This window comes from Piscinibacter defluvii (assembly GCF_004011805.1).
Taxonomy (GTDB): Bacteria; Pseudomonadota; Gammaproteobacteria; order Burkholderiales; family Burkholderiaceae_C; genus Piscinibacter; species Piscinibacter defluvii.
In genome coordinates, this window is the sequence record NZ_RCHJ01000016.1 from 109,961 (window position 1) to 131,800 (window position 21,840).

Genomic DNA, 21,840 nt, shown 5'->3' on the forward strand with positions numbered 1-21,840 from the left:
GCCAGGCCGGGCCCCGGTCGCGCCGGAACCACCCGATCAGCGGCCGTTTCCGGAATCGGCCAGCGGCGTCGAGGTTTCGGCCTGTCCGCGCGTGCCGCCGCCGCGCCGGAAGTCGCCCGGGGTCTGGCCGAACGCCTCGCGGAAGGCGCGGTTGAACGGCCCGATGCTGGCGTAGCCGCTGTCCAGCGCGATCGACAGGATCGGCAGATGCGCCTCGGCCGGATCGCACAGCCGCCGTGCGACCTCGCGCAGGCGGAAGTGATTGAGGAAGGCGCTGTAGTTGCGAAAGCCGAGGTGGCCGTTGATGACGGCGCGCACGCGGTGTTCGGGCAGCGACAGGTGCCGCGCCAGGTCGCCGATCGCCAGGCCGGCGCGCCGGTACAGCCGCTCGCCCTCCATCGCGGCGAGGATGGCGGCGGCGTGGCGCGCCGCCATGGCTTCGGCCGGCGTGGGCAGGGGCTGCAGCGGCGTGGGCTCGGGCAGGTGGCTGGTGGCGTACAGGCGCACCAGCGGGCTGGGCTGCCCGACCGTCAGCGCCAGCCAGGCCAGCTTGAACAGCGCCTGCGCCGCGCTCAGCCAGGCCGCGGCCAGCAGCGGCCGACCCTGCAGGCCACCCGCCAGGTACAGCAGCAGCACCGCACCGACGTAGAGCGATCCCCCGCCGGCCAGCAGCAGGCGCAGGCGGCGCCGAAAGGCATCGAGGTCATCTCCCCAGCCGGCCACCAGCAGCCACAGCATGTGGGCGACCGCGGCGCCGGCCACCAGCACGATCGCGACCGCCGCCAGGGGCCGCAAGGCAGGTTGCAGGCTCGCCGCCGCGCCCGGCAGCAGCAGGCCGACGCCGATCAGCGCGGGCACCAGCCCCGGCACGCGCGACAGCCGGTCGTGCCCCTGGAACAGTTGACGCACCGCAGACCACAGCAGCACGACCGCGGCCGCGGCCAGGGCCCGGGCCAGCGGCAGCAGCTCGCGGCCGAGGGCCTCGGCCAGGGGGCCGGACAGCAGGTTGTAGAGCGCCCCCGCCACGGCCATGCCGGCCACGGCGCGGCGCAGGCGCGGCTCGAGTCCGTGGTCGCGCCACAGCGCCACCAGGATCGCCGCCGAGAGCGCCACCGACGCCCCGAGCAGCGCGTGATAGGCCTCGGCCGGGCTCATGCACCCGGCGCCGCCGGGCACCGCCTCACTGCAGCGGCACGCCCGTCTTTGCCTGCACCTCTTCGCGCGTCACCCCCGGCGCGAGCTCGACGAGCTTCAGGCCGTGCGGCGTCACGTCGAGCACGCACAGGTCGGTGATGATGCGGTCGACCACGCCCACGCCGGTCAGCGGCAGCGTGCAGTGCGGCAGGATCTTCAGGTCGATGCCGCCGTCCTTCTTCTTCGCGACGTGCTCCATCAGCACGACCACGCTCTTGACGCCGGCCACCAGGTCCATCGCCCCGCCCATGCCCTTGACCATCTTGCCCGGGATCATCCAGTTGGCCAGGTCGCCCTTCTCGCTGACCTGCATCGCGCCGAGGATCGACAGGTTGATCTTGCCGCCGCGGATCATCGCGAAGCTGTCGTGGCTGCCGAAGATGCTCGAACCGGGCAGCGTGGTGACGGTCTGCTTGCCGGCGTTGATCAGGTCGGCGTCGACTTCGCTCTCGTCGGGGAACGGGCCGATGCCGAGCATGCCGTTCTCGCTCTGCAACCAGACCTCGATGTCGGGCGAGACGAAGTTGGCCACCAGCGTCGGCAGCCCGATGCCGAGGTTCACGTAGAAGCCGTCGGCGAGTTCCTGGGCCGCGCGCGCGGCCATCTGGTCGTGGGTCCAGGCCATGTCAGGCTCCCTTCGGGTTCTGCTTGGTGGTGCGCTTCTCGATGCGCTTCTCGGGCGTGGCATTGAGCACCAGGCGGTGCACGTAGATGCCGGGCAGGTGCACCGCATCGGGGTCGAAGGTGCCGGTCTCGACGATCTCCTCGACCTCGGCCACCGTGATGCGCCCGGCCATCGCCGCGGCCGGGTTGAAGTTGCGCGCGGTGCGGCGGAAGATCAGGTTGCCGCTCTTGTCCGCCTTCCAGGCCTTGACCAGCGAGACCTCGGGGTTGAGCGACCGCTCCATCACGTAGACGTGGCCGTCGAACTCGCGCGTCTCCTTGCCCTCGGCCACCACCGTGCCGACGCCGGTGCGGGTGAAGAAGGCCGGGATGCCCGCGCCGCCGGCGCGCAGCTTCTCGGCCAGCGTGCCCTGCGGCGTGAACTCGAGCTCGAGCTCGCCGGCCAGGTACTGGCGCTCGAACTCCTTGTTCTCGCCGACGTAGCTCGAGATCATCTTCCTGATCTGGCGCGTCTCGAGCAGCTTGCCGAGGCCGAAGCCGTCGACCCCCGCGTTGTTCGAGATCACCGTCAGGTTCCTCGCGCCGCTGTCGCGCAGCGCATCGATCAGCGCCTCGGGAATGCCGCACAACCCGAAGCCGCCGACGGCCAGCAGCTGGCCGTCGCGCACGATGCCTTCGAGCGCCTTGGCTGCGCTCGGATAGACCTTGTTCATCCGCCTGTCTCCTCGAAACGGAACAGCGCGGGAGCGTACTACGTATCGCATTACGTAGTCGTTACGTAGAATCAACTAACGGGAGGAGGAAGCATGGAGAACAGCAGCTCGACGGTGGACCGCGCGATGCTCGAGCACGCGCTGCACACCGTGTTCGCGCCCTGGGTGCAGCAGCTCGACCTGCGCGTCATCGACGCCCAGGCCGGCGAGGTGCTGCTCGCCCTGCCCGTCACGCCGCAGCATGTGCACGTGGGCAACGTGGTGTCGGGCCAGACGCTGATGGCGGCGGCCGACACCGCGATGGTGCTGGCCGTGATGACACGCGCCGGCGGCTTCAAGCCGATGAGCACGGTGCAGCTGCAGACCAGCTTCCTGCGCCCGGTGCCGGCCGAGTCGGGTGTCGCGCAGGTGCGCGCCAAGGTGCTGCGCATGGGCCGCAGCCTGGTGTTCGGCGAGGTGCGCATCACGACGGCCGACGAGATGCTGGCCGCCCACGCCACCACCACCTGCGCGCTGCTGTGAGCCGCGAGCTCGACTACCGCACCGCCTTCGACCTGGCACCGATCGGACTGGTGCTGTCGCGCAACCGGCTGATGGTGGACTGCAACCAGGCGGCGCTGGCGATGTTCGGCGCGCAGCGCGAGCAGCTGGTGGGGTGCAGCTTCGAGGTGCTGTACCCGACCCACGACGAGTTCGAGCGCACCGGCGAACGCATCGTCGCGAGCCTCGACACGAACGGCTTCTACGCCGACGAGCGCGTGATGAAGCGGGTCGACGGCCCGCAACGCGGCGAGCTGTTCTGGTGCCATGTGTCGGGCCGCGCGCTCGACCCGTCGGCACCGCATGCGGCCGGCATCTGGGCCTTCGAGGACCTGTCCTCGCGCCGCCGCCTGTCGGTCGACCTGACGCCGCGCGAGCGCGAGATCGCCGCGCTGCTGATCGAGGGCCTGACCAGCAAGTTGATCGGCAGGAAGCTCGCGATCAGCCCGCGCACGGTGGACGTCTACCGCGCCCGGCTGATGAAGAAGCACCGCGCGGCCACCACACCGGAACTGGTGCAGAAGCTGCTGCGCGGCTGACGCGCCGTGAATCCTGGGCTCACTCCCGCACCTGCCGCGCCAGCTGCAGCACGCGGCTGCTCAGCTCGAGCCGGGCGGACCGCAGCGCGCGCAGGTTGACGTCCAGACGCATCGCGTCGTTGACGTTGACCAGCTCGACCATGCCGCCGCGCGCCACGAAGCCGTCGCCGTCGCCGACCGTCAGCACGGGCGTCCCGCGGGCCGCCGCCAGCAGCGCCGCGGCGTCGCGCTCGGCGCCATCCTGCACGAACAGCACATGGCAGCCGGCCGCCGCCGGCGGCGGACTGGTCAGCACCCGCACAGGCCGGCCGGCCACGGCCTGCCCGGCCAGCTCGCCGAAGGCCAGGGCAAGCACGTCGCTGCGCTGCGCCACGCACAGCACCAGCGCATCGCTGCCGGCACCGGCGCTGGCGGCCGGCCATTGCGTGTAGCGCGCCAGCGTGAGCGTCAGGCGCGCCTTGACGCGCGCCTCGTCGAGCGTCTGCGCCCGTGCCGCCATGCCCAGCGGCAGCGCCGCGGCACAGGCCAGCAGCGAGCGGCGGCGCCAGGCCATGCGGCTCAGAAGCGCAGGCCGAGCTGCAGGCGCCACTGCCGGCCGTCCTGCGCGAGCTGGTCCTGCACCAGCTCGGGGCCGCCCGGATCGGCGTAGGCGCGGTCGAACAGGTTGTAGATGCTGCCCGACAGCCACCAGGCCGAGCCGGGCGGGTCGACCTGCACGGTCAGTCCCACCAGCAGGTGAGGCGCCAGCGTGTCGCCGGCGAGCGTGCGCCGCGTGCCCACACGCTGCGCCTCGACGCCGACACGCGCCGCATGGCGCGCCACCGGCAGCGTGGTGTGCAGCTTGAGCAGCGTGGCCGGCGAGTTGCCGATCTGCTGCTCGCTGCCGGCCTCGCGGGTGCGCTGGCGCGTCCAGCTCGCGCGCACGCGCCAGCCGCTCGAGTCGACATAGTCGCCTTCGAGCTCGGCGCCGCCGGAGTGCACGGTGCCGGCGTTGTTGTAGACCAGCCGCTCGGTGAGCTCGTCGAACTGCTGCTCGATCAGGTCGCTCACCTCGTAGCGGTACAAGGAGCCGGCCAGGCGCAGCTGCGCCAGCGCGCGCCACTCGACGGCCAGTTCGCGGGCGCGCAGCGATTCGCGCCTGAGCTGCGGGTTGGCGCGCACGAACAGGTCCTCGTACTGCGATTCGTAGGCGTTCGGCTCGCGGAACGCGCGGCCGTCCAGCGCCTTGAGCTGCAGCCCGGGGGCGGCCGTCCAGACCAGCGCCAGACGCGGCGTGGCCACGTGGCCGCCGTCGAGCTGGCGGTCCACGCGGGCACCGAGCACGGCACGCAACGACGGCGCCAGCGTCCACTCGTCATTGACGAAGACACCGAAGCGACGCGAGCGGCCCTGGATGTCGGCCGCGACGCCGCCGTCCTCGCCGTCGAAGGACGAACGCTGGCGCTGCGCCAGGTTCTGGCGCAGTTCCAGCCCCAGCACCAGGCGGTGGCCGGTCCAGCCGGACCAGAGCCAGCGGGTCTCGAGGTCGATCCAGCGGCCGGTCTGGTCCAGGTGCTGGCGGCCGTCGGGCGGGCCGTAGTCGAAGCGGCCGTCGAACTCGTACTGGCCGACGCTGCCGCGCAGCACCAGCTGGCGCTGCGCGTCGAGGTCGCGCTGCCACTGCAGGTCGGCGAAGGCATAGCGGTCGGTGCCGGAGGTGTCGCGGCTGCCGAACACGGTGCCGAAGGCGCCGGTCGGGATCAGCTTGCGCCGCTGCGAGAGCAGCCCGGTGGCGGTGAGCTCGCCCTGGGTCCAGCGGGCGAACAGCTTGCGGTCGGTTTCGCGGTCGCCGCCGTTGCTCCAGGCCGCGGGCGCGGACGCGTCACCGAACTCGGGAAAGTGGAGGGATTCGCCCGGCCGCAGCTCGCTGCGACCGGCCACCAGCACGCGGCCCTCGCCCCATTCGCTGCCGCTGCTGAAGCCGATGCGCCGGCTGCCCGCCGAACCGAGCTCGGCCTCGACCGCCTGTCCGAGCATGGCGGCGCCGGAACGCGTGACGATGTTGACCACGCCCAGCACGGCGTTCGAGCCGTACAGCGCCGAGCCGGGCCCGGGGATGAACTCGACCCGCTCGATCAGGCCGATGTCGAGCGGGAACTCGCGCCCGGCACCGGCCTGGTCGTAGATGTTGTCGTTGACGCGCATGCCGTCGATCAGCATCAGCAGGCGCGACGAGAAGTCGCCCGGCCGAGCCAGGCCGCGCACGCCGACGTACTGGTAGAACCGGTCGTAGCGCAGGAACACGCCGCGGGCGCCGTTCAGCACCTCGGCCAGCGTGCGCCAGCCGAAGGCGCGGATGTCGCCGGCCGTCAGCACCGTCACCGCCGCGGGGGCGTCGGCCGCGTCCTGCGCGAATCTCGAGGCCGCGTAGACCGGCTGGTTCAGCAGCGCCTCGAGGTCGGCCGCGTCGCCGTTCTCGGCCGCGCCCGCGGCACACCACGCCGCGACCAGCGCCGGCGCCACAGCAGCCGGCCAGGGCCGGAATCGACGAGTCATGGACAGCTTCTCCAGTGCCCGTACCGCGGGCCCTGACACGCTAGGCGAACGGCCGACGCTCGAGACCACGATAAGTGAGGGTCAGACGTCTCAATTCGTTGCGCCGACGCCGGGCGTGCATTCCGACACGCGTGAGTGGCCGCCCCGCCGCCAGAATCGGGCCCCTTTCAGGAGACCGCCGTGGCCCGCACCCCGCTGCTTCGCTCGATCGTCCAACTGGCCCGCGAGCATCAGCGTGCCCAGGCGCTCGGCCTGGACGTGCAGGCCCTGCGCGCCGCCCGCGCGCCGCGCCCCGATGCGCGGCGGGCCGGGCTGTCGCGGCGCGATTTCCTCGGTGCCGCCGCCCTGGCCACCGGCGCGCTGGCCGCGCCGCGTGCGGCGCACGCGCAAGGCCAGCCGCGCATCGCGATCGTGGGCGCCGGCATGGCCGGCCTGGCTGCGGCGCTGAAGCTGGCCGACCACGGCGTGGCCGCCACGGTCTACGAGGCCGGCCACCGCATCGGCGGGCGCATGTTCTCCAACACCAGCTACTTCGACCAGGGCCAGGTGTTCGAGTGGTGCGGCGAGCTGATCGACAGCGGCCACGAGACCATGCTGCGCCTGGCACAGCGCTTCGGCCTGGTGCTGGACGACCTGCACGCCGCCGAGCCGCGCGGCTCGGAGGAGACCTACCGCTTCTTCGGCCAGTACTACCCGAAGGCGCAGGCCGACCGCGACTTCAAGGAGATCGCGCCGCTGCTGCGCGAGGACCTGCGCCGCGCCGGGCCGTACACCACGGTATACGAGAGCACGGCCTGGGGCCGCATGCTCAACCGCATGAGCCTGTACGACTGGATCGAGTCGCGCGTGCCGGGCGGCCACGCGTCGCCGCTGGGTGCGCTGCTGGACACGGCCTACTACATCGAGCTCAACAGCGACACGCGCGAGCAGTCGGCGCTGAACCTGGTCTACCTGCTGGGCTACCAGCCGAGCTGGAACGAGCTGCACATGTTCGGCATCTCGGACGAGAAGTACCACCTGCGCGGCGGCAACCAGCAGCTGCCGCAGGCCATCGCCCAGCACCTGGGCGCCCAGGCGCTGCGCCTGGGCATGCGGCTGCAGGCGATCCGCCGGCGCGCCGACGGCCGCTACGAGCTGGTGTTCCTCGAGGGCTCGACCACCCGCGTCGAGCTGGCCGACCTGGTGCTGCTGACCACCCCGTTCGCCGTGCTGCGCGAGCTGGACTACGCACACGCCGGCTTCGACGCGCTCAAGCACCACGCCATCCAGCAGCTCGGCCGCGGCCGCCAGAGCAAGCAGCACCTGCAGTTCACGCGCCGGCTGTGGAACGAGCGCGGACACTGGCCGGGCATCGGCAACGGCTCGAGCTATGGCGACACCGGCTACCAGTCGAGCTGGGAGACCTCGCGCGCCCAGCCCGGCGCGGCCGGCATCCTGGTCGGCTACGCCGGCGGGCCGTTCGCCGACGCCATGAGCAGCACCCTGCCCTTCGCCACCGCCACGGTGCCTGCGGTGCGCCAGGACGCGCTGCGTTTCCTCGGCCAGATCGAGCCGGTGTTCCCCGGCCTGGCGGCGCTGTGGAACGGCCGCTCCACCCAGGGCCTGCCGCACCTGGACCCGAACATGAAGTGCTCGTACTCCTACTTCCGCATCGGCCAGTACGAGACCATCGCCGGCTACGAGCGCGTGCGCCAGGGGAACGTGTTCTTCGCCGGCGAGCACTGCTCGTTCGACTTCCAGGGCTTCATGGAAGGCGCCGCCGCGGAAGGCGAGCGAGCCGGCGTCGAGATGCTCGAGACCCTCGGGGTCACGCCCCGCTGATCAGGGCCCGCAACCGCTCGGGCAGCGGCACGGACTTCTGCTTCGGGAAGTCCACCCACACCACCTTGGCACCGCCCTCGGTGCAGACGATGTCCGGCGCGTCGGTGCGCGCCAGGGTCAGGAAGGTGTCGAAGCTGGTGCGGCCGGGGTGGGCGACGTAGTGCCGCGCGATCACCTCGCCGGGGTACTCGAGCTGGCGGATGAAGTTGCAGAACGCGTTGACGATCACCGGCCCCTCGCCGGCCGGGTTGGGCGGGCAGCCGATGCGGTCGAACCAGGCCAGCCGCGCGATCTCGAAGTAGCGGAAGTAGACCGTGTTGTTGACATGGCCCATCGCGTCCATGTCGCCCCAGCGGATAGTGATCACCATCTCGTGCACCAGCGTCTTGTGCTCGGGCACGGTGAAGCGCAGCGTCATCCCTTGCTCACTCCCAGCTCGGCATAGAGGCGCTCGACCAGGCTGCGCAGCTGCTCGACCTCGGCGCGCAGCGACTGCTGCTGCGCCTTCAGCGCGGCGATCTCGGTGGCGGCGACGAAGTCCTCGCCCGCGGCGGCCACCGGCAGCGCGGCGACGTCCACCGCACCGGTGAGCAGCTGCGTCCAGCGCGGCTCGCGCGCGCCGGGTGCACGCGGCAGCTTGAGCGCGAGCGGGCCGCCCTTGTCCTCCGGCCGCGCGGCCAGTTCGTCGAGGAAGGCCTCGACCGAGGACACGTCGGCGAAGCGGTGCAGGCGCTCGCAGTTGGCGCGCAGCTCGGAGGCGGTCTGCGGTCCGCGCAGCGCGAGCACCGACAGCAGCGCGACCGACTGCGACGGCACACCCAGCACGCGGCCGATGTTGTGCTCGTAGCGCGTGACGCGCGAACCGCTCACCTCGAACACCAGGCTGAGCGACTTGAGCGCGTCCAGCGTGGCCTGCACCTCGGCCTCGCTGGCGTTGAGCACCGGGTCGCGCGCGGTCTTCTGGTTGCAGCCGAGCGTGAGCGCGTTCAGCGAGAGCGGGTAGCTGTCCGGCACGGTGTGCTGCTTCTCGACCAGCACGCCGAGCACACGCGCTTCGAGGATCGAGAGCGCACGCATCTCACACCGCGAAGCCGTCGTCGACCTGGATCACGGCCCCGTTGACGAAGTGGCTCTGGTTGGCCACCAGCATCATCAGCGTCGAGTCCAGGTCCTGCGGCTGGCCGATGCGCTTGCGCGGCAGCATCTCGATCAGCTTCTGGCCCTGCTCGGTCTGCCAGTGGTGGTGGTTGATCTCGGTGTCGATGTAACCCGGGCAGATCGCATTGACGTTGATGCCGTAGCGGCCCCACTCGAGCGCCATGGCGCGGGTCATGTGGATCACCGCGGCCTTGCTCATGCAGTAGACACCGATCTGCGACAGCACGCGCAGCCCGGCCATCGACGCCACGTTGACGATGCGCCCGCCGGTGAAGGTGCCCGGCGCCGCGCCCTTGGCACGCGCCAGCATGCGCTTGCCGACCTCCTGCGCGACGAAGAAGGCGCCCTTGGTGTTGGTGTCGAACACGTAGTCGTAGTCGTCCTCGGTCACGTCGACCAGCTTCTGCGTGGTGCTGACGCCGGAGTTGTTGACCAGGATGTCGAGCGTGCCCATCTCGGTCTCGGCGTGGGCCACGGCGGCCTTGATGCTCACCAGGTCGGTGACGTCCATCGCCACCACATGGGCATCGCCGCCGCCGGCCTCGATCTCCGCACGCAGGGTCTTCAGCCGCTCGACGCGCCGGCCGGCCAGCACCACGGCGCAGCCGGCCCGGGCCAGCGTGCGCGCGAACTGCTCGCCCAGCCCGCTGGACGCGCCGGTGACCAGCGCCACGCGCCCGGCCAGATCGATCGTGTAGCTCATGTCGTGCCGCTCTCGGGGGTGGATGGGTGCCGGCGACGATAGCACGCAGGCCGCGCTGGAGAGCTCGCTCCAGGTCATCGAACGATCGTGCTTTTCCGACCTCTCCACCCCGTAGAATCGCCGCCCGGATTCCCCCTGGACGCACGATGACCCCTCAGCAGATCCTCGAGCAGTACGGCCCGCGCGAAGCCATGGAGTACGACGTGGTCGTGGTGGGCGCCGGCCCGGCCGGCCTGGCCACCGCGATCCGCCTGAAGCAGCTTGCCGCGCTCGAGAACCGCGAGGTCTCGGTGGTGGTCATCGAGAAGGGCTCGGAACCGGGCGCGCACATCCTCTCGGGCGCGATCATGGACCCGATCGCGCTCACCGAACTGTTCCCGAAGTGGCAGGAGATGGGCGCGCCGCTCACCCAGCCCGTCACCGAGGACCGCTTCCTGTTCCTCTCCGAGACCGGCGCGCAGGCCACGCCCGACTTCCTGCTGCCCGACTGCTTCAAGAACCACGGCAACTTCATCCTGAGCCTGGGCAACCTGGTGCGCTGGCTGGCGCAGCAGGCCGAGGCGCTGGGCGTGGAGATCTTCCCCGGCTTCGCGGCGGCCGAGGTGCTCTACACCGACACGGGCGCGGTCAAGGGCATCGCCACCGGCAACATGGGCGTCGGCCGCGACGGCGAGCCGACCGAGGCCTTCCAGCTCGGCATGGAGCTGCACGGCAAGTACACCGTGTTCGCCGAGGGCGCGCGCGGCCACCTGGGCAAGCAGCTGATCGCGCGCTACAAGCTCGATGCGGGCAAGGACCCGCAGAGCTACGGCATCGGCCTGAAGGAGCTGTGGGAGGTCGACCCGTCCAGGCACCGGCCCGGGCTGGTGCTGCACACCGCCGGCTGGCCGCTCGACGCCGACACCTACGGCGGCTCGTTCCTCTACCACGATGCGGACAACAAGGTGGAGCTGGGCTTCGTGGTCGGCCTCGACTACGCCAATCCCTGGCTCAGCCCGTTCGAGGAGTTCCAGCGCTGGAAGACCCACCCGGCGATCCGCGCCACGCTCGAGGGCGGCAAGCGCATCGGCTACGGTGCGCGCGCCATCACCGCCGGCGGCATCCTGAGCCTGCCGAAGGTCGTGTTCCCGGGCGGCGCGCTGGTCGGCTGCGAGGCCGGCTTCCTGAACGCCAGCCGCATCAAGGGCAGCCATGCGGCGATCAAGACCGGCATGCTGTGCGCCGAGGCGATCGACGCGGCGCTGAAGGCCGGCCGCGGCGGCGACGAACTGGCCGCCTACCCGGCCGCCTTCGAGAAGAGCTGGCTGCACGAGGAACTCGACCGCGCACGCAACTTCAAGCAGTGGTTCAAGAAGGGCCGCACCACCGCGACACTGATGACCGGTGTCGAGCAGTGGCTGCTGCCGCGCCTGGGCTTCAAGGCGCCGCCCTGGACACTGCATCGCCAGGCGGCCGACCACACCTATCTCAAGCCGGCCGACCAGTGCACGCCGATCACCTACCCGAAGCCGGACGGCGTGATCAGCTTCGACCGGCTCGGCTCGGTGTTCATCAGCAACACCAACCATGCCGAGGACCAGCCGGCGCACCTGACGCTGAAGGACACCTCGGTGCCGGTGGCGGTGAACCTGCAGAAGTACGCCGGGCCCGAAAGCCGCTACTGCCCGGCCGGCGTGTACGAGTTCGTCAAGGCCGACGGCGAGGACGACCGCCTGCAGATCAACGCGCAGAACTGCGTGCACTGCAAGACCTGCGACATCAAGGACCCGACGCAGAACATCGTCTGGGTCACGCCCGAGGGCGGCGGCGGGCCGAACTACGCCGGCATGTGAAGCCCGGCGTCGCGCTGCCACGGGCGGCCGGGCCGCTGCTGCTGGTCGCCGCCTTCGCGGCCGGCGCTGCGCTCGATGCGCTGCCCGGCGGCCAGCGCATCAACCTGTTCGCCCCGCCGCTGCTGGCGATGCTGGGCTGGAACCTCGCCGTCTACGCGCTGCTGCTGGTGGCCGTGGCGCGCCATCGGTCGTTGACGACACCGCAGCGGCGCCTGGCCGCCTGGCTGCACGCCGCGGCGGCGCTGCTCGCCTGCGGCGCGGTGCTGTCGATGTACGCCCGCGGCAGCTTCCTCGAGTTCCGCGCCGGCTGGGACAGCACCTTCTTCGACGCCCCCGCGCTGCATCGCTTCATGCAGTGGCTGTTCGGCCCGGCTGCGGCGCTGGGCGGCATCACGCTGCCCACGCTGGACGAGTTCGCGGCGCTGCGCTTCTCGGCCGGGGGCGGTGGCGAGCGCGCGGCCCGCTGGATCCATCTCTACGCCATCACGCTGGCCGCGCTGGTGATCCTGCCGCGCACGCTGCTGGCCTTCGCCGCCGCCCGCGCCAGCGAGGCGCCTGCACCGAGCGCCGGCGCCCGGCCGCTGCAGGTGCTGCCCTACAGCTACCAGGGCGCCGAGGCGCTGCGCGCCGGGCTGCGGGCCGCGCTCGAACGGCACGTGGGCGGCCCGGTCGAGCTGCAGCTCGCGCCCTCGCTGGCGCAAGGCGAGGAGGCGCAGGCCGTCGCAGCCGAGGTGCTGCTGCTGCCGCTGACCGCCACGCCCGAGGCCGAGACCCACGGTGCGCTGCTCGCCGCCCTGCCCGCGCCGCCGGCGCTGGTGCTGCTCGACGAATCGGGGTTCCGGCGCCGCTTCGCCGGGCCGGACGGCGCGCGCCGCCTCGAGGAGCGCCGGGCGCTGTGGCGATCCTGGCTCGTGTCGCGCCACCTTCCGGCGCTGTTCGTCGACCTGTCGGTGCCGTGAGGATCGCGCTCAGCCTGGTCTCGCACACCAACGTCGGCAAGACGACGCTGGCGCGCACCCTGCTGCGGCGCGACGTCGGCGAGGTGCGCGACGCGCCGCACGTCACGCAGGTGGCCGAGCGCCAGACCCTGGTCGAGGCCGGCGATCACGTGCTCGAGCTGTGGGACACGCCGGGCTTCGGCGACAGCGTGCGCCTGGCGCGTCGGCTCTCGCGTGCCGGCAACCCGATCGGCTGGTTCCTCAACGAGGTGTGGGACCGCTGGCGCGAGCCGGCGCTGTGGTCCAGCCAGCGTGCGGTGAAGAACGTGCTCGACGAGGCCGACGTGGTGCTCTACCTCGTCAACGCCGCCGAGCCGCCCGAGGACAGCCCGCAGGTCGACGCCGAGCTCGCGGTGCTGGACCTGCTGGGCACGCCGACGCTGCTGCTGCTGAACCAGGTCGGCCCGCCGCTGGACGCGCTGTCCGAGGCCGCCGAGCGGGCGCGCTGGCAGGGCGTCGCCGAGGCCCACCGCTGCGTGCGTGGCGTGCTGGCACTGGACGCCTTCGCGCGCTGCTGGGTGCAGGAGGATGCGCTGCTGCGTGCCGTCGGCGCCGCGCTGCCGGGCGAGGCGCGGTCCGCCTTCGACGTGCTGCACAGGGCCTGGCGCGAACGCGAGCGTGGCGTCTGGCAGCAGGCGCTGCAGGTGCTGGCGCAGCGCCTGGCGCGCGCCGCGTGCGACCGCGAGCCGATCGCCGAGACCGGCTGGACCGACCGCCTGGCCGAACTCGGCAGCGCGCTCGGTCTGCGCCGCGGCGGGCCGGCCACGCCGCGCGAACGCGCGATGAGCGCGCTGGCCGAGCGGCTCGACACCGACATGCGCGCCAGCACCGACCGCCTGATCGCGCTGCACGGCCTGGACGGCCACGCCGGCGCGCAGGTGCTGCAACGCCTGGCCGAGCACTATGCGCTGCGCGCGCCGCTCTCCGAAGGCCGCTCGGCGCTGGTCGGCGGACTGCTCAGCGGCGCGCTGGCCGGACTCAAGGCCGACCTCGCCAGCGGTGGCCTGACGCTCGGCGGCGGCCTGCTGGCCGGCGGCCTGCTCGGGGCGCTCGGCGCCGCCGGCCTGGCACGCGGCTACAACCTGGTGCGCGGCCTGGAGCAGCCGACCCTGGCCTGGACCGAGGAGGTGCTGCACGAGCTCGCCGAATCCGCCCTGCTCGGCTACCTGGCGGTGGCGCACCATGGGCGCGGCCGCGGCGCCTGGGTCGACGGGCCCGGGCCGGCGTTCTGGGCCGAGCAGGTGCAGGCGGCGCTGGCACCGCAGCATGCCGCCTTCGACGCGGCCTGGCGCCGGCGCACGCCGCAGGACGAGGTGGCCGTGGCCGCTGCGCTGCAGGCTCCCCTCGGCAGCGCCGGTGCGGCCCTGCTGCGATCGCTCTATCCGGACGCGGCCGACTGGCTGTGAACGGGGGCGCGCGCGTCAGGCGCTGCGGCCGCCCCACACCAGCGCGTCGGGCACCGCGCGCATCTTGTCGAGCAGCGCGGCCTGCGCCTTGTCGGCCCAGACCGGGTGCGCGGTGTCGATCACCATGAACGGACACGGCAGGTCGATGCGCTCGCGCAGCTCGGCCCACCAGGACTGCGCGTCGGGCTGGCCCAGCACCTTGGAGCGCTCGACGATGACGATGCAGAAGCGCCAGTCCGGCGCCTCGGCCACGGCCTTGCGCACCACCCAGGCCCGGCCGGCCGCCTTCTCGCCGCGCAGCAGGTCCTCCAGCGGGCGCAGCGCGCGACGGCCCAGGCCGTGCGGCTCGAAGCGCGGCTCGCCTTCGAAGTCGTGCAGCGCCTCCCAGGTGGCCTCGGTGCGCTGCTCGATGCGCGCCAGCGTGGCGCGCCAGGTCTTCAGCTCGTCCCAGCGCTCGCGTGCCTGCAGCCAGGCCTCGATGCGCTGCGCCGCGGGCAGCGCCCAGGGGTGGTTGCCGCCCTCGGCCACCTCGCGCAGCAGCTGCGCGCCCTCGTCGTTGAACTGGCGGTCGTCGACCTCGATCAGCGTGCTGCCGAGCTCGTAGCGGGCGCCCAGGTGCGTCGGGTGGTCGCGCAGCATGCGGCGCAGCACCGTGATCTCGGCCGCCTCGCCCTCGATCCACAGCGCGGCGCGGGCCCACAGCAGGTGGTCGTCCGGGTCCAGCGGGCCCTGGTTCAGCGCCGCCTGCAGCTCCTCGGCCATGCGGCGCTGCGCCTGCGCGTAGCGGTGCCGCTCGCGCCAGCCCTCGGCGCTGCGCCGGCGCCACTGGTGGTCGAGCCGGGTCAGCCAGGCCGGCAGCGCCTCGCGCAGCAGCGCCTCGGCGGCCGAGACGGTCAGCGGCGGCGGCAGCTTCGCCGGCACGTCGGCGAAGTCGAGCCGGTCGCGCAGGCCGGGGTGGGTGTCGGACAGGTCGGGCAGGCGCTTGACCGCCTCCTTCAGCCACAGCCCCGCCTTTGCGTTCGCGGGCGCGCTCTTCAGCGCCTGCTGCATCGCGCGGTAGGGCCGCTCCTTCTCCGGGCTCGGCAGGTGCGCGGCATGGCGCCACACCATCGGCCAGAACTGCTCGTGCAGGTAGCGCGCCTGAAGCTCGATGGCGATCAGCCCGGTGGCGGCCGGCTCGCGCCCCACCACCTCGTGCGCGGTGCGGTCGGCCTCGTACTCCTGCTGGCGCGAGAGCACGAAGGCGCGGGCGTTGAAGCGCGGGAAGAAATGGCGGAAGAAGAAGGCCAGCGCCAGGTCGGCCACCGAGCCGCCCAGGCGGGCACGCTCGCGCGACTCGGCCAGGCGCACCCAGGAGCGCCGCGTGCGGTAGACCCAGGCGCCGAGCTTGCCGTGCGCGCCGCGCAGGTGGCCGAACTCGTGCGCCAGCACGGCGGCGAGCTGCTTGCCGTCCAGCGCCATCATCAGCGGCAGGCCGAGGATCAGGGTGTTGCGGTGCCAGCCCAGCAGGCCCAGGCGCGGCTGCTGCACCACCGCGGCGTTCATCTCGCCGTCGATCAGCACGCGGTCGGGACGTGGCGCCCCGACACGCCGGCGCACCTGGTCGATCAGCTCGAACAGACGCGGCGCCTCGCGGTGCGTGATGGGCATGCCCTCGGGCTCGCCGCTGCGCAGCCACAAGGCGCGCAGCAGCGAGACCAGCAGCGAGGCGCAGCCGATCACCAGCAGCACCTTCCAGCTGCGCACGCGGCCGTGCACCAGCTGGGTCAGGCCCCAACCCAGGCCGACGGCAGCGCCGGCCAGCGTCGCGACGATGGCGGCGTAGCCGAACGCGGCCAGCGCCGCGGTGACCAGCGCGAAACGGCGCGGATCGTCGCGGCTGTCGTGTTCGTAGGCCGCGACGAGGCGGCGGTAGTCGTGGTCGTGCACGGGAGGCTCCGAAGGTCGAAGTGTCGCGGCTGGGCGTGCTGTCCGGCCGTCGCGCCCGGTGGCGACGCGAAGTTGTTCACGGGCAGAACTCCCCCTGACCGGGGGCGTCGCTGGGTACACTGTCCCCTTTGCCGCATACCCCCCACCGTGAGCACCCTGCACCGTCGCCGCTTCGTTGCCGCCCTCGCCGCGGCCCCCTGGCTCACCCAGGCCGCCCAGGCCGCACTGCCCTCCGCGCCGCGCGTGCTGAGCTTCGCCCACCTGCACACCGGCGAACGGCTCGAGCTCGAGTACGCCCGCGGCACCGACTACCTGCCCGACGCGCTGACCGCCGTCAACCGGCTGCTGCGCGACTTCCGCAGCGGCGAGGTCGGCGCGATGGATCCGGCATTGCTCGACCTGCTGCACGCGCTGCACGGCCGGCTCGGCAGCCGGCGGCCGTTCGAGATCATCTCGGGCTACCGCTCGCCGGCGACGAACCGCATGCTGCACGAACGCAGCAGCGGCGTGGCCAGCGGCAGCCTGCACATGAGCGGTCGGGCGATCGACGTGCGCCTGGCCGACGTGCCGCTCGAGCGGCTGCGCGACGCGGCGCTTGGGCTGGGCGGCGGCGGCGTCGGCTACTACCCGGGCTCGAACTTCGTGCACGTCGACACCGGCCGCGTGCGCCGGTGGTAGGCGCAGATCGTCAGGGCCGCGGCCGCCGGGACAGCGCACGCTCCAGCGCCGCGTCGTGGCCGTAGATGTCGGCGGCGAAGTGCAGCTGCCCGTCCTCGGGCATCACCATCGCGGTGAGGTAGTACAGCAGCACCGGCAGCGGTGCGCTCAGGTCGACCTGGCGTGAATCGCCGCCGTTCATCGCCGCGAGGATGGCCTCGCGGGTCCACTCGGGCCGGTCCTTCAGCACCCACTGGGCCAGCGCGACCGGGTCCTCGACGCGCACGCAGCCGTGGCTGAAGTCGCGCCGCGGCTGCGCGAACAGGCGCGGCGCCGGGGTGCCGTGCAGGTACACGTTGGCATCGTTCGGGAAGATGAACTTGACCAGCCCGAGCGCGTTCGACGGCCCCGGCCGCTGGCGGATGCGCGGCAGCGCCTCGCCGGGCACCTGGGTCAGCTCCATGTCGTGGCGCGCCAGGTAGGACGGGTCGCGCGCCAGCGCCGGCAGGATCTCGTCACGCACGATCGAGCGCGGCACGTGCCAGGACGGTCGGAACACCAGCCAGCGCATCTCGTCGGCGAACACCGGCGTGCGCGTGTTCAGCGCCCGGCCGACGATCACGCCCATGGACAGCGCCGGGTGCGCGTCGTCCCGGCCTGCGTCCCAGGCCCACAGCCGGTACATCGGGATGTTGACCGCCACCACCGGCCGGGCACTGCGCGGCGGCAGCCAGCGCAGGCGCTCGAGCGCGAGCTCGATCTGCCGCACACGCTGCGCCGGCGTCACGTTCAGCGCCGCCTGCGTTGCGCGTCCCGGCACGCCGTCGGCCGCGAGTCCGTGGCGGGCCTGGAAGTGCCGCACGGCATCGGCCAGCGTCGCATCGTCGTCGCTGTCCGTGTCGGGGGCGTCGGCCGGCAGATCGCCGAGCGCCTGCAGGCGCTGGCGCAGTGCCTGCGGCGCGGGCGGCGTCGGCAGGACCGGCCAGGCCCCAGCGGCGGCGAGCGTGCGGTAGGCCGCCAGCGCGGCGCGCAGCTGGCGGTACTGCACGAACGCGGGACGCAGTTCATCGGCCAGCGCGACCAGCCGACCGGCGGCCACCGCCTCGTCGAGCCGCCGGGCCAGTTCGGCCGCCGGCAGCGGCGCGGCCACCACGCCGAAACCGAGGTCGCGCGGCGTCACGCGCCCGCCGTGCAGGTGGCGCAGGTAGCGCAGCAGGTTCGCCTCGAGGGCCGCGGCCCAGGCGGCGTCGGGCGCGCGCGCGGCCAGGCCGGCGGCATCGTAGTCGCGCGGATCCAGCCCGTCGTCGCCCGCCGTGGCCAGCAGCGCGAGCGCGTCGCGTGCGCCCGGCAGGGGCCGGCCGGCGTCGTCGAGCCAGCGCGGGGCGGCCAGGGCCGCGCTCGTCCAGGTGCCGGCCAGCCAGAGCGCCGCCAGCAGCAGTGCCCGGATCATCCGCCCGGCGTGCCCCAACTCGGCGGACGCTTGTCGATGAAGGCCTGCACACCCTCGAGTGCGCTGGCGTCCATCATGTTGCAGGCCATCGTGCGGCCGGCATCCTCGTAGGCGGCAGCGATGCCTTCCTCGAGCTGGCGGTAGAACAGGCCCTTGCCGAGCGCGATCGCGACGCGCGGCTTGGCGACGATGCGCGCCACCAGCGCCTCGACCTCCGCATCGAGCGCCTCCGGCGCGGCCACGCGGTTGACGAGGCCCTTGGCCAATGCCTGCTCGGCGGAGATGAAGTCGCCCGTCACCAGCATCTCGAAGGCCGCCTTGCGCGGCAGGTTGCGCGACAGCGCCACGCCCGGCGTGGAGCAGAACAGCCCGAGGTTGACGCCGCTGACCGCGAAGCGCGCGTCGCGGCTGGCGACCGCGAGGTCGCACATCGCCACCAGCTGGCAGCCGGCGGCGGTGGCGATGCCCTGCACGCGCGCGATCACCGGCACCGGCAGGCGCTGGATCGCCAGCATCACCTGCGCGCATTGCGCGAACAGGCGCTGGTAGTACTTGAGCGAGGGCTCGGCGCGCATCTCCTTCAGGTCGTGGCCGGCGCAGAAGGCCTTGCCGGAGGCGCCCAGCACGACCACGCGCACCGACTCGTCCCCGGCAAGGGTGCCCAGGGCCTGTGCCAGCGCCGCGAGCATCGCCTCCGAGAGCGAATTGAAGGCCTGCGGCCGGTTCAGCGTCAGCGCCACCACGCCGCGCTCGTCGCGCTGCTGCAGCAGCAGGGGCTCGTCAGCCATGTCCGTCTCCTGTGTGTTATTCGATGGCCGAGGCGCTCTTGGCGCGCTCGCGCAGCTGGAACTTCTGGATCTTGCCGGTCGAGGTCTTCGGGATCGCCTCGAAGCGGATCTCCCTGGGCACCTTGTAGCCCGCCAGCAGGCCCTTGCAGTGCGCGATCAGTTCCTCGGCCGTGACGCTCGCGCCGGGCTTGAGCTCGACGTAGGCCAGCGGCGTCTCGCCCCATTTCTCGTGCGGCCGGGCCACCACCGCGCAGGCCAGCACCGCCGGGTGGCGGTACAGCGCATCCTCGACCTCGATCGAGCTGATGTTCTCGCCGCCGGAGATGATGATGTCCTTGCTGCGGTCCTTGATCTTGACGTAGCGGTCGGGCTCCATCACCGCCAGGTCGCCGGTGTGGAACCAGCCGCCCGCGAACGCCTTGTCGGTGGCCGACGGGTTCTTCAGGTAGCCCTTCATCACGATGTTGCCGCGGAACATGATCTCGCCCATCGTCTGGCCGTCGGCCGGGGTCTCGCGCATCGACTCGGGGTCCAGCACCGTCATGCCCTCCTGCAGCGCGTAGCGCACGCCCTGGCGGCCGTTCAGCCGGGTCTGCTCGGACAGGCTCTCGGCCGCCCAGCCGGCGCGCTTGACGGCCACCGACGCGGGCCCGTAGACCTCGGTCAGCCCGTAGACATGGGTGATGTCGAAGCCGATCGTGGCCATGCCCTCGATCATCGCGGCCGGCGGCGCCGCGCCGGCCACCATGCCGCGCACCTTCTGGCGGATGCCCGCGCGCTGCTCCGGCGCGGCGGCAATGATCAGGTTGTGCACGATCGGCGCGGCGCAGTAGTGGTCCACGCCGTGCTCGCGCATCGCGGCGAGGATGGAGGCGGCGTCGACGCGCCGCAGGCACACATGCGTGCCGCCGAGCATCGCCACGGTCCAGGGGAAGCACCAGCCGTTGCAGTGGAACATCGGCAGTGTCCACAGGTAGGTCGGGAAGTGCGGCATGGTCCAGGTGGCCGCATTGCACACCGCGTTCAGGTACGCGCCGCGGTGGTGCGTGACCACGCCCTTCGGGTCGCCGGTGGTGCCGGAGGTGTAGCTGACCGCGATCGCGTCCCACTCGTCGGCCGGGCCCTCGAGCCGCGCGAGCGGCTCGTATGCGGCGAGCAGCGCCTCGTACTCGTGCGCGCCGAGCCGCTCGCCGGGGCCGGTGTATTCGCTGTCGAAGACGTCGATGACCACCGGGCTGCGGCCGTGTTCCTCCTCGAGCAGCCGCAGCGCCGGCCCCATCACCGGCGCGAACTCGCGGTCGGTGATCACGACCGCCGCCTCGCAGTGGTTCATCTGCCAGGCCAGCAGCGGCGCGTCGAGCCGCGTGTTGAGCGTGTTGATCACCGCGTTCAGCGCCGGGATGGCGTAGTGCGCCTCGACCATCTCGGGCGTGTTCGGCAGCATCGTCGTCACCGTGGTGCCGCGGCCGACGCCGAGCGCACGCAGTGCCGCGGCCAGGCGAGCCGAGCGCTCGCGCAGCGTGCGCCAGTCGTACCGGCGCGTGCCGTGGATCACCGCCGGCAGGTCGCCGAACACCTCGGCGCTGCGTTCGACGAAGCTGACCGGCGAGAGCGCCGCGAAGTTGGCGGGGTTCTTGTCGAGGTGCTGCTCGTAGATGCTGCTCACGTCAGTCTCCCGCCTTGCTCAAGGCCTGGTCTATGTCCCACAGGATGTCGTCGATGTGCTCCAGCCCGACCGACATGCGGATCATGTCCGGCAGCACCCCGGCGGCGCGCTGCTGCGCCTCGTCGAGCTGGCGGTGCGTGGTCGAGGCCGGGTGGATGATCAGCGTGCGCGTGTCGCCGATGTTGGCCAGGTGGCTCATGAACTGCGCCGACTCGATGAAGCGCACGCCCGCCGGAAGCCCCCCCTTCACGCCGAAGGCCAGCAGCCCGGAGGCACCGCGCATCTGCCTCGTCACCAGCGCGTGCTGCGGATGGTCCGGCAGGCCCGGGTAGTTGACCCAGCCGACGCGCGGGTGCGCACGCAGGAACTCCGCCACCTTCAGCGCGTTCGCGCCATGCCGCTCCATGCGCAGCGGCAGGGTCTCGATGCCCTGCAGGATCTGCCAGGCACTCATCGGCGCGAGCGCCGCACCGTAGACGCGCAGCGTCTCCATGCGCGCGCGCATCGTGAAGCCGAAGTCTCCGAAGGTCTCGTAGAACTTGACGCCGTGGTAACCCGGCGAGGGCTCGGTCATGCCGGGGAACTTGCCGTTGTCCCACGGGAAGCGGCCGCTTTCGACGATCACCCCGGCCAGCGTGGTGCCGTGCCCGCCGAGGTACTTGGTGGCCGAATGCACGACGATGTCCGCACCATGCGCAAAGGGCTGGCACAGGAACGGCGACGGCACGGTGTTGTCGATCACCAGCGGCACGCCATGCGCATGGGCCACCTCGGCCACCGCGGCGATGTCGAGCACGACGAGGCTCGGGTTGCCCAGGCTCTCGGCGAACACCGCACGGGTGTTGGGCTTGATCGCGGCCGCGAAGGCGTCCGGTTTCGTCGCGTCGACGAACGTGGTCTCGATGCCGAACTTCGCGAGATTGACCGCCAGCATCGTCACCGTGCCGCCGTACAGCGCGCCGGCCGCCACGACATGGTCGCCCTGCTGCAGGATCGTCATCAGCGCCATCGCCTCGGCCGCCATGCCGCTGGCCGAGGCGACCGCGGCGCGCCCGCCCTCGAGCGCGGCCACGCGCTCCTCCAGCGCGGCCACCGTCGGGTTGGACAGGCGCGAGTAGACGTTGCCGAAGGTCTGCAGGTTGAACAGCGACGCGGCATGGTCGGCCGAGTCGAACACGAAGCTGGTGGTCTGGTAGATCGGAAGCGCCCGCGCGCCGGTGGCCGCGTCGGGGATCTGGCCGGCGTGGATCGCGAGCGTTTCGGGCCGGAAGACGTGGTCGCTCATGA

General features: G+C 72.3%; 20 protein-coding genes. 7 read left to right on the forward strand and 13 right to left on the reverse strand.

Annotated elements, in window-relative coordinates; genetic code table 11:
- Window positions 1-36: 36 nt before the first annotated feature.
- The 3 genes from D9C15_RS24040 to D9C15_RS24050 are packed head-to-tail and all read right to left on the reverse strand — an operon-like array spanning window position 37 to window position 2,531.
- Window positions 37-1,155, reverse strand: coding sequence for a helix-turn-helix domain-containing protein (locus D9C15_RS24040; RefSeq protein ID WP_128001003.1), 1,119 nt, complete (start codon window positions 1,153-1,155; stop codon window positions 37-39).
- A gap of 25 nt (window positions 1,156-1,180) precedes the next feature.
- On the reverse strand, window positions 1,181-1,819 hold the full coding sequence (locus D9C15_RS24045) for a CoA transferase subunit B (protein ID WP_128001004.1): 639 nt from the start codon (window positions 1,817-1,819) through the stop codon (window positions 1,181-1,183).
- 1 nt (window position 1,820) lies between these two features.
- Complete coding sequence (locus D9C15_RS24050) at window positions 1,821-2,531, reverse strand: CoA transferase subunit A (RefSeq protein ID WP_128001005.1); 711 nt, start codon at window positions 2,529-2,531, stop codon at window positions 1,821-1,823.
- A gap of 93 nt (window positions 2,532-2,624) precedes the next feature.
- On the opposite strand from D9C15_RS24050, the gene D9C15_RS24055 reads away from it, so the two are divergent.
- On the forward strand, window positions 2,625-3,053 hold the full coding sequence (locus D9C15_RS24055; protein WP_205854889.1) for a PaaI family thioesterase: 429 nt from the start codon (window positions 2,625-2,627) through the stop codon (window positions 3,051-3,053).
- The gene (locus D9C15_RS24060) at window positions 3,050-3,610 is read left to right on the forward strand and encodes a LuxR C-terminal-related transcriptional regulator (RefSeq protein ID WP_128001006.1); all 561 of its coding nucleotides are present in this window, start codon (window positions 3,050-3,052) and stop codon (window positions 3,608-3,610) included. The genes D9C15_RS24055 and D9C15_RS24060 overlap by 4 nt, the downstream gene beginning before the upstream one ends.
- A 19-nt stretch (window positions 3,611-3,629) precedes the next feature.
- On the opposite strand, the gene D9C15_RS24065 is transcribed toward D9C15_RS24060, so the two are convergent.
- On the reverse strand, window positions 3,630-4,163 hold the full coding sequence (locus D9C15_RS24065) for a YfiR family protein (RefSeq protein WP_128001007.1): 534 nt from the start codon (window positions 4,161-4,163) through the stop codon (window positions 3,630-3,632).
- 5 nt (window positions 4,164-4,168) lie between these two features.
- The gene (locus D9C15_RS24070) at window positions 4,169-6,145 is read right to left on the reverse strand and encodes a TonB-dependent receptor plug domain-containing protein (RefSeq protein WP_128001008.1); all 1,977 of its coding nucleotides are present in this window, start codon (window positions 6,143-6,145) and stop codon (window positions 4,169-4,171) included.
- A 180-nt stretch (window positions 6,146-6,325) separates the two neighbouring features.
- On the opposite strand from D9C15_RS24070, the gene D9C15_RS24075 reads away from it, so the two are divergent.
- Window positions 6,326-7,966 carry a flavin monoamine oxidase family protein gene (locus tag D9C15_RS24075; RefSeq protein WP_164886832.1) on the forward strand — a complete coding sequence of 547 codons (1,641 nt, stop codon included), beginning with the start codon at window positions 6,326-6,328 and terminating at the stop codon, window positions 7,964-7,966.
- On the opposite strand, the gene D9C15_RS24080 is transcribed toward D9C15_RS24075, so the two are convergent.
- From D9C15_RS24080 to D9C15_RS24090, 3 genes are read right to left on the reverse strand one after another with little or no spacing between them, the layout of a single operon-like run.
- Window positions 7,953-8,378 carry an acyl-CoA thioesterase gene (locus D9C15_RS24080; RefSeq protein ID WP_128001111.1) on the reverse strand — a complete coding sequence of 142 codons (426 nt, stop codon included), beginning with the start codon at window positions 8,376-8,378 and terminating at the stop codon, window positions 7,953-7,955. The two genes, D9C15_RS24075 and D9C15_RS24080, sit on opposite strands and share 14 nt — an antisense overlap.
- Before the next feature lie 2 nt (window positions 8,379-8,380).
- Window positions 8,381-9,043, reverse strand: coding sequence for a YceH family protein (locus D9C15_RS24085; protein ID WP_128001010.1), 663 nt, complete (start codon window positions 9,041-9,043; stop codon window positions 8,381-8,383).
- Window position 9,044: 1 nt separating this feature from the next.
- A complete protein-coding gene (locus tag D9C15_RS24090) occupies window positions 9,045-9,827 on the reverse strand; it encodes an SDR family oxidoreductase (protein ID WP_128001011.1) in 783 nt (260 codons plus the stop codon).
- Between the two features lie 146 nt (window positions 9,828-9,973).
- Between D9C15_RS24090 and D9C15_RS24095 the strand changes: the two genes are divergently transcribed.
- The 3 genes from D9C15_RS24095 to D9C15_RS24105 are packed head-to-tail and all read left to right on the forward strand — an operon-like array spanning window position 9,974 to window position 14,063.
- Window positions 9,974-11,659 carry an electron transfer flavoprotein-ubiquinone oxidoreductase gene (locus D9C15_RS24095; RefSeq protein WP_128001012.1) on the forward strand — a complete coding sequence of 562 codons (1,686 nt, stop codon included), beginning with the start codon at window positions 9,974-9,976 and terminating at the stop codon, window positions 11,657-11,659.
- Window positions 11,656-12,618 (forward strand): DUF2868 domain-containing protein, encoded by a 963-nt coding sequence (locus D9C15_RS24100; protein ID WP_128001013.1) that lies wholly within the window; start codon window positions 11,656-11,658, stop codon window positions 12,616-12,618. Before D9C15_RS24095 ends, D9C15_RS24100 begins: the two co-directional genes overlap by 4 nt.
- On the forward strand, window positions 12,615-14,063 hold the full coding sequence (locus tag D9C15_RS24105; RefSeq protein ID WP_240668571.1) for a GTPase: 1,449 nt from the start codon (window positions 12,615-12,617) through the stop codon (window positions 14,061-14,063). Before D9C15_RS24100 ends, D9C15_RS24105 begins: the two co-directional genes overlap by 4 nt.
- Window positions 14,064-14,078: 15 nt before the next feature.
- On the opposite strand, the gene D9C15_RS24110 is transcribed toward D9C15_RS24105, so the two are convergent.
- Window positions 14,079-15,992 (reverse strand): M48 family metallopeptidase, encoded by a 1,914-nt coding sequence (locus D9C15_RS24110; RefSeq protein WP_128001014.1) that lies wholly within the window; start codon window positions 15,990-15,992, stop codon window positions 14,079-14,081.
- Between the two features lie 147 nt (window positions 15,993-16,139).
- On the opposite strand from D9C15_RS24110, the gene mepK reads away from it, so the two are divergent.
- Entirely contained in the window at window positions 16,140-16,670 is a 531-nt protein-coding gene (gene mepK / locus D9C15_RS24115) for a peptidoglycan L,D-endopeptidase MepK (RefSeq protein WP_128001015.1), read from the forward strand.
- A gap of 10 nt (window positions 16,671-16,680) precedes the next feature.
- Here the strand turns inward: mepK and D9C15_RS24120 are convergent, their stop codons facing one another.
- The 4 genes from D9C15_RS24120 to D9C15_RS24135 are packed head-to-tail and all read right to left on the reverse strand — an operon-like array spanning window position 16,681 to window position 21,838.
- Window positions 16,681-18,099, reverse strand: a complete 1,419-nt coding sequence (locus tag D9C15_RS24120) for a L,D-transpeptidase family protein (protein ID WP_128001016.1) — start codon at window positions 18,097-18,099, stop codon at window positions 16,681-16,683.
- Window positions 18,096-18,887, reverse strand: coding sequence for an enoyl-CoA hydratase (locus tag D9C15_RS24125; protein WP_128001017.1), 792 nt, complete (start codon window positions 18,885-18,887; stop codon window positions 18,096-18,098). Before D9C15_RS24125 ends, D9C15_RS24120 begins: the two co-directional genes overlap by 4 nt.
- Before the next feature lie 16 nt (window positions 18,888-18,903).
- Window positions 18,904-20,553: an acyl-CoA synthetase gene (locus D9C15_RS24130; RefSeq protein ID WP_128001018.1), complete on the reverse strand. Its 1,650-nt coding sequence runs from the start codon at window positions 20,551-20,553 to the stop codon at window positions 18,904-18,906.
- A 1-nt stretch (window position 20,554) separates the two neighbouring features.
- Entirely contained in the window at window positions 20,555-21,838 is a 1,284-nt protein-coding gene (locus D9C15_RS24135) for an O-acetylhomoserine aminocarboxypropyltransferase/cysteine synthase family protein (protein ID WP_128001019.1), read from the reverse strand.
- Window positions 21,839-21,840: the final 2 nt, after the last annotated feature.

Coding starts and splice junctions, on each gene's coding strand:
- D9C15_RS24125 (WP_128001017.1), bottom strand. CDS start 18,887: ATGGCTGACGAGCCCCTGCTGCTGCAGCAGCGCGACGAGCGCGGCGTG.
- D9C15_RS24045 (WP_128001004.1), bottom strand. CDS start 1,819: ATGGCCTGGACCCACGACCAGATGGCCGCGCGCGCGGCCCAGGAACTC.
- D9C15_RS24050 (WP_128001005.1), bottom strand. CDS start 2,531: ATGAACAAGGTCTATCCGAGCGCAGCCAAGGCGCTCGAAGGCATCGTG.
- D9C15_RS24135 (WP_128001019.1), bottom strand. CDS start 21,838: ATGAGCGACCACGTCTTCCGGCCCGAAACGCTCGCGATCCACGCCGGC.
- D9C15_RS24070 (WP_128001008.1), bottom strand. CDS start 6,145: ATGACTCGTCGATTCCGGCCCTGGCCGGCTGCTGTGGCGCCGGCGCTG.
- D9C15_RS24040 (WP_128001003.1), bottom strand. CDS start 1,155: ATGAGCCCGGCCGAGGCCTATCACGCGCTGCTCGGGGCGTCGGTGGCG.
- D9C15_RS24095 (WP_128001012.1), top strand. CDS start 9,974: ATGACCCCTCAGCAGATCCTCGAGCAGTACGGCCCGCGCGAAGCCATG.
- D9C15_RS24055 (WP_205854889.1), top strand. CDS start 2,625: ATGGAGAACAGCAGCTCGACGGTGGACCGCGCGATGCTCGAGCACGCG.
- D9C15_RS24065 (WP_128001007.1), bottom strand. CDS start 4,163: ATGGCCTGGCGCCGCCGCTCGCTGCTGGCCTGTGCCGCGGCGCTGCCG.
- D9C15_RS24085 (WP_128001010.1), bottom strand. CDS start 9,043: ATGCGTGCGCTCTCGATCCTCGAAGCGCGTGTGCTCGGCGTGCTGGTC.
- D9C15_RS24090 (WP_128001011.1), bottom strand. CDS start 9,827: ATGAGCTACACGATCGATCTGGCCGGGCGCGTGGCGCTGGTCACCGGC.
- D9C15_RS24120 (WP_128001016.1), bottom strand. CDS start 18,099: ATGATCCGGGCACTGCTGCTGGCGGCGCTCTGGCTGGCCGGCACCTGG.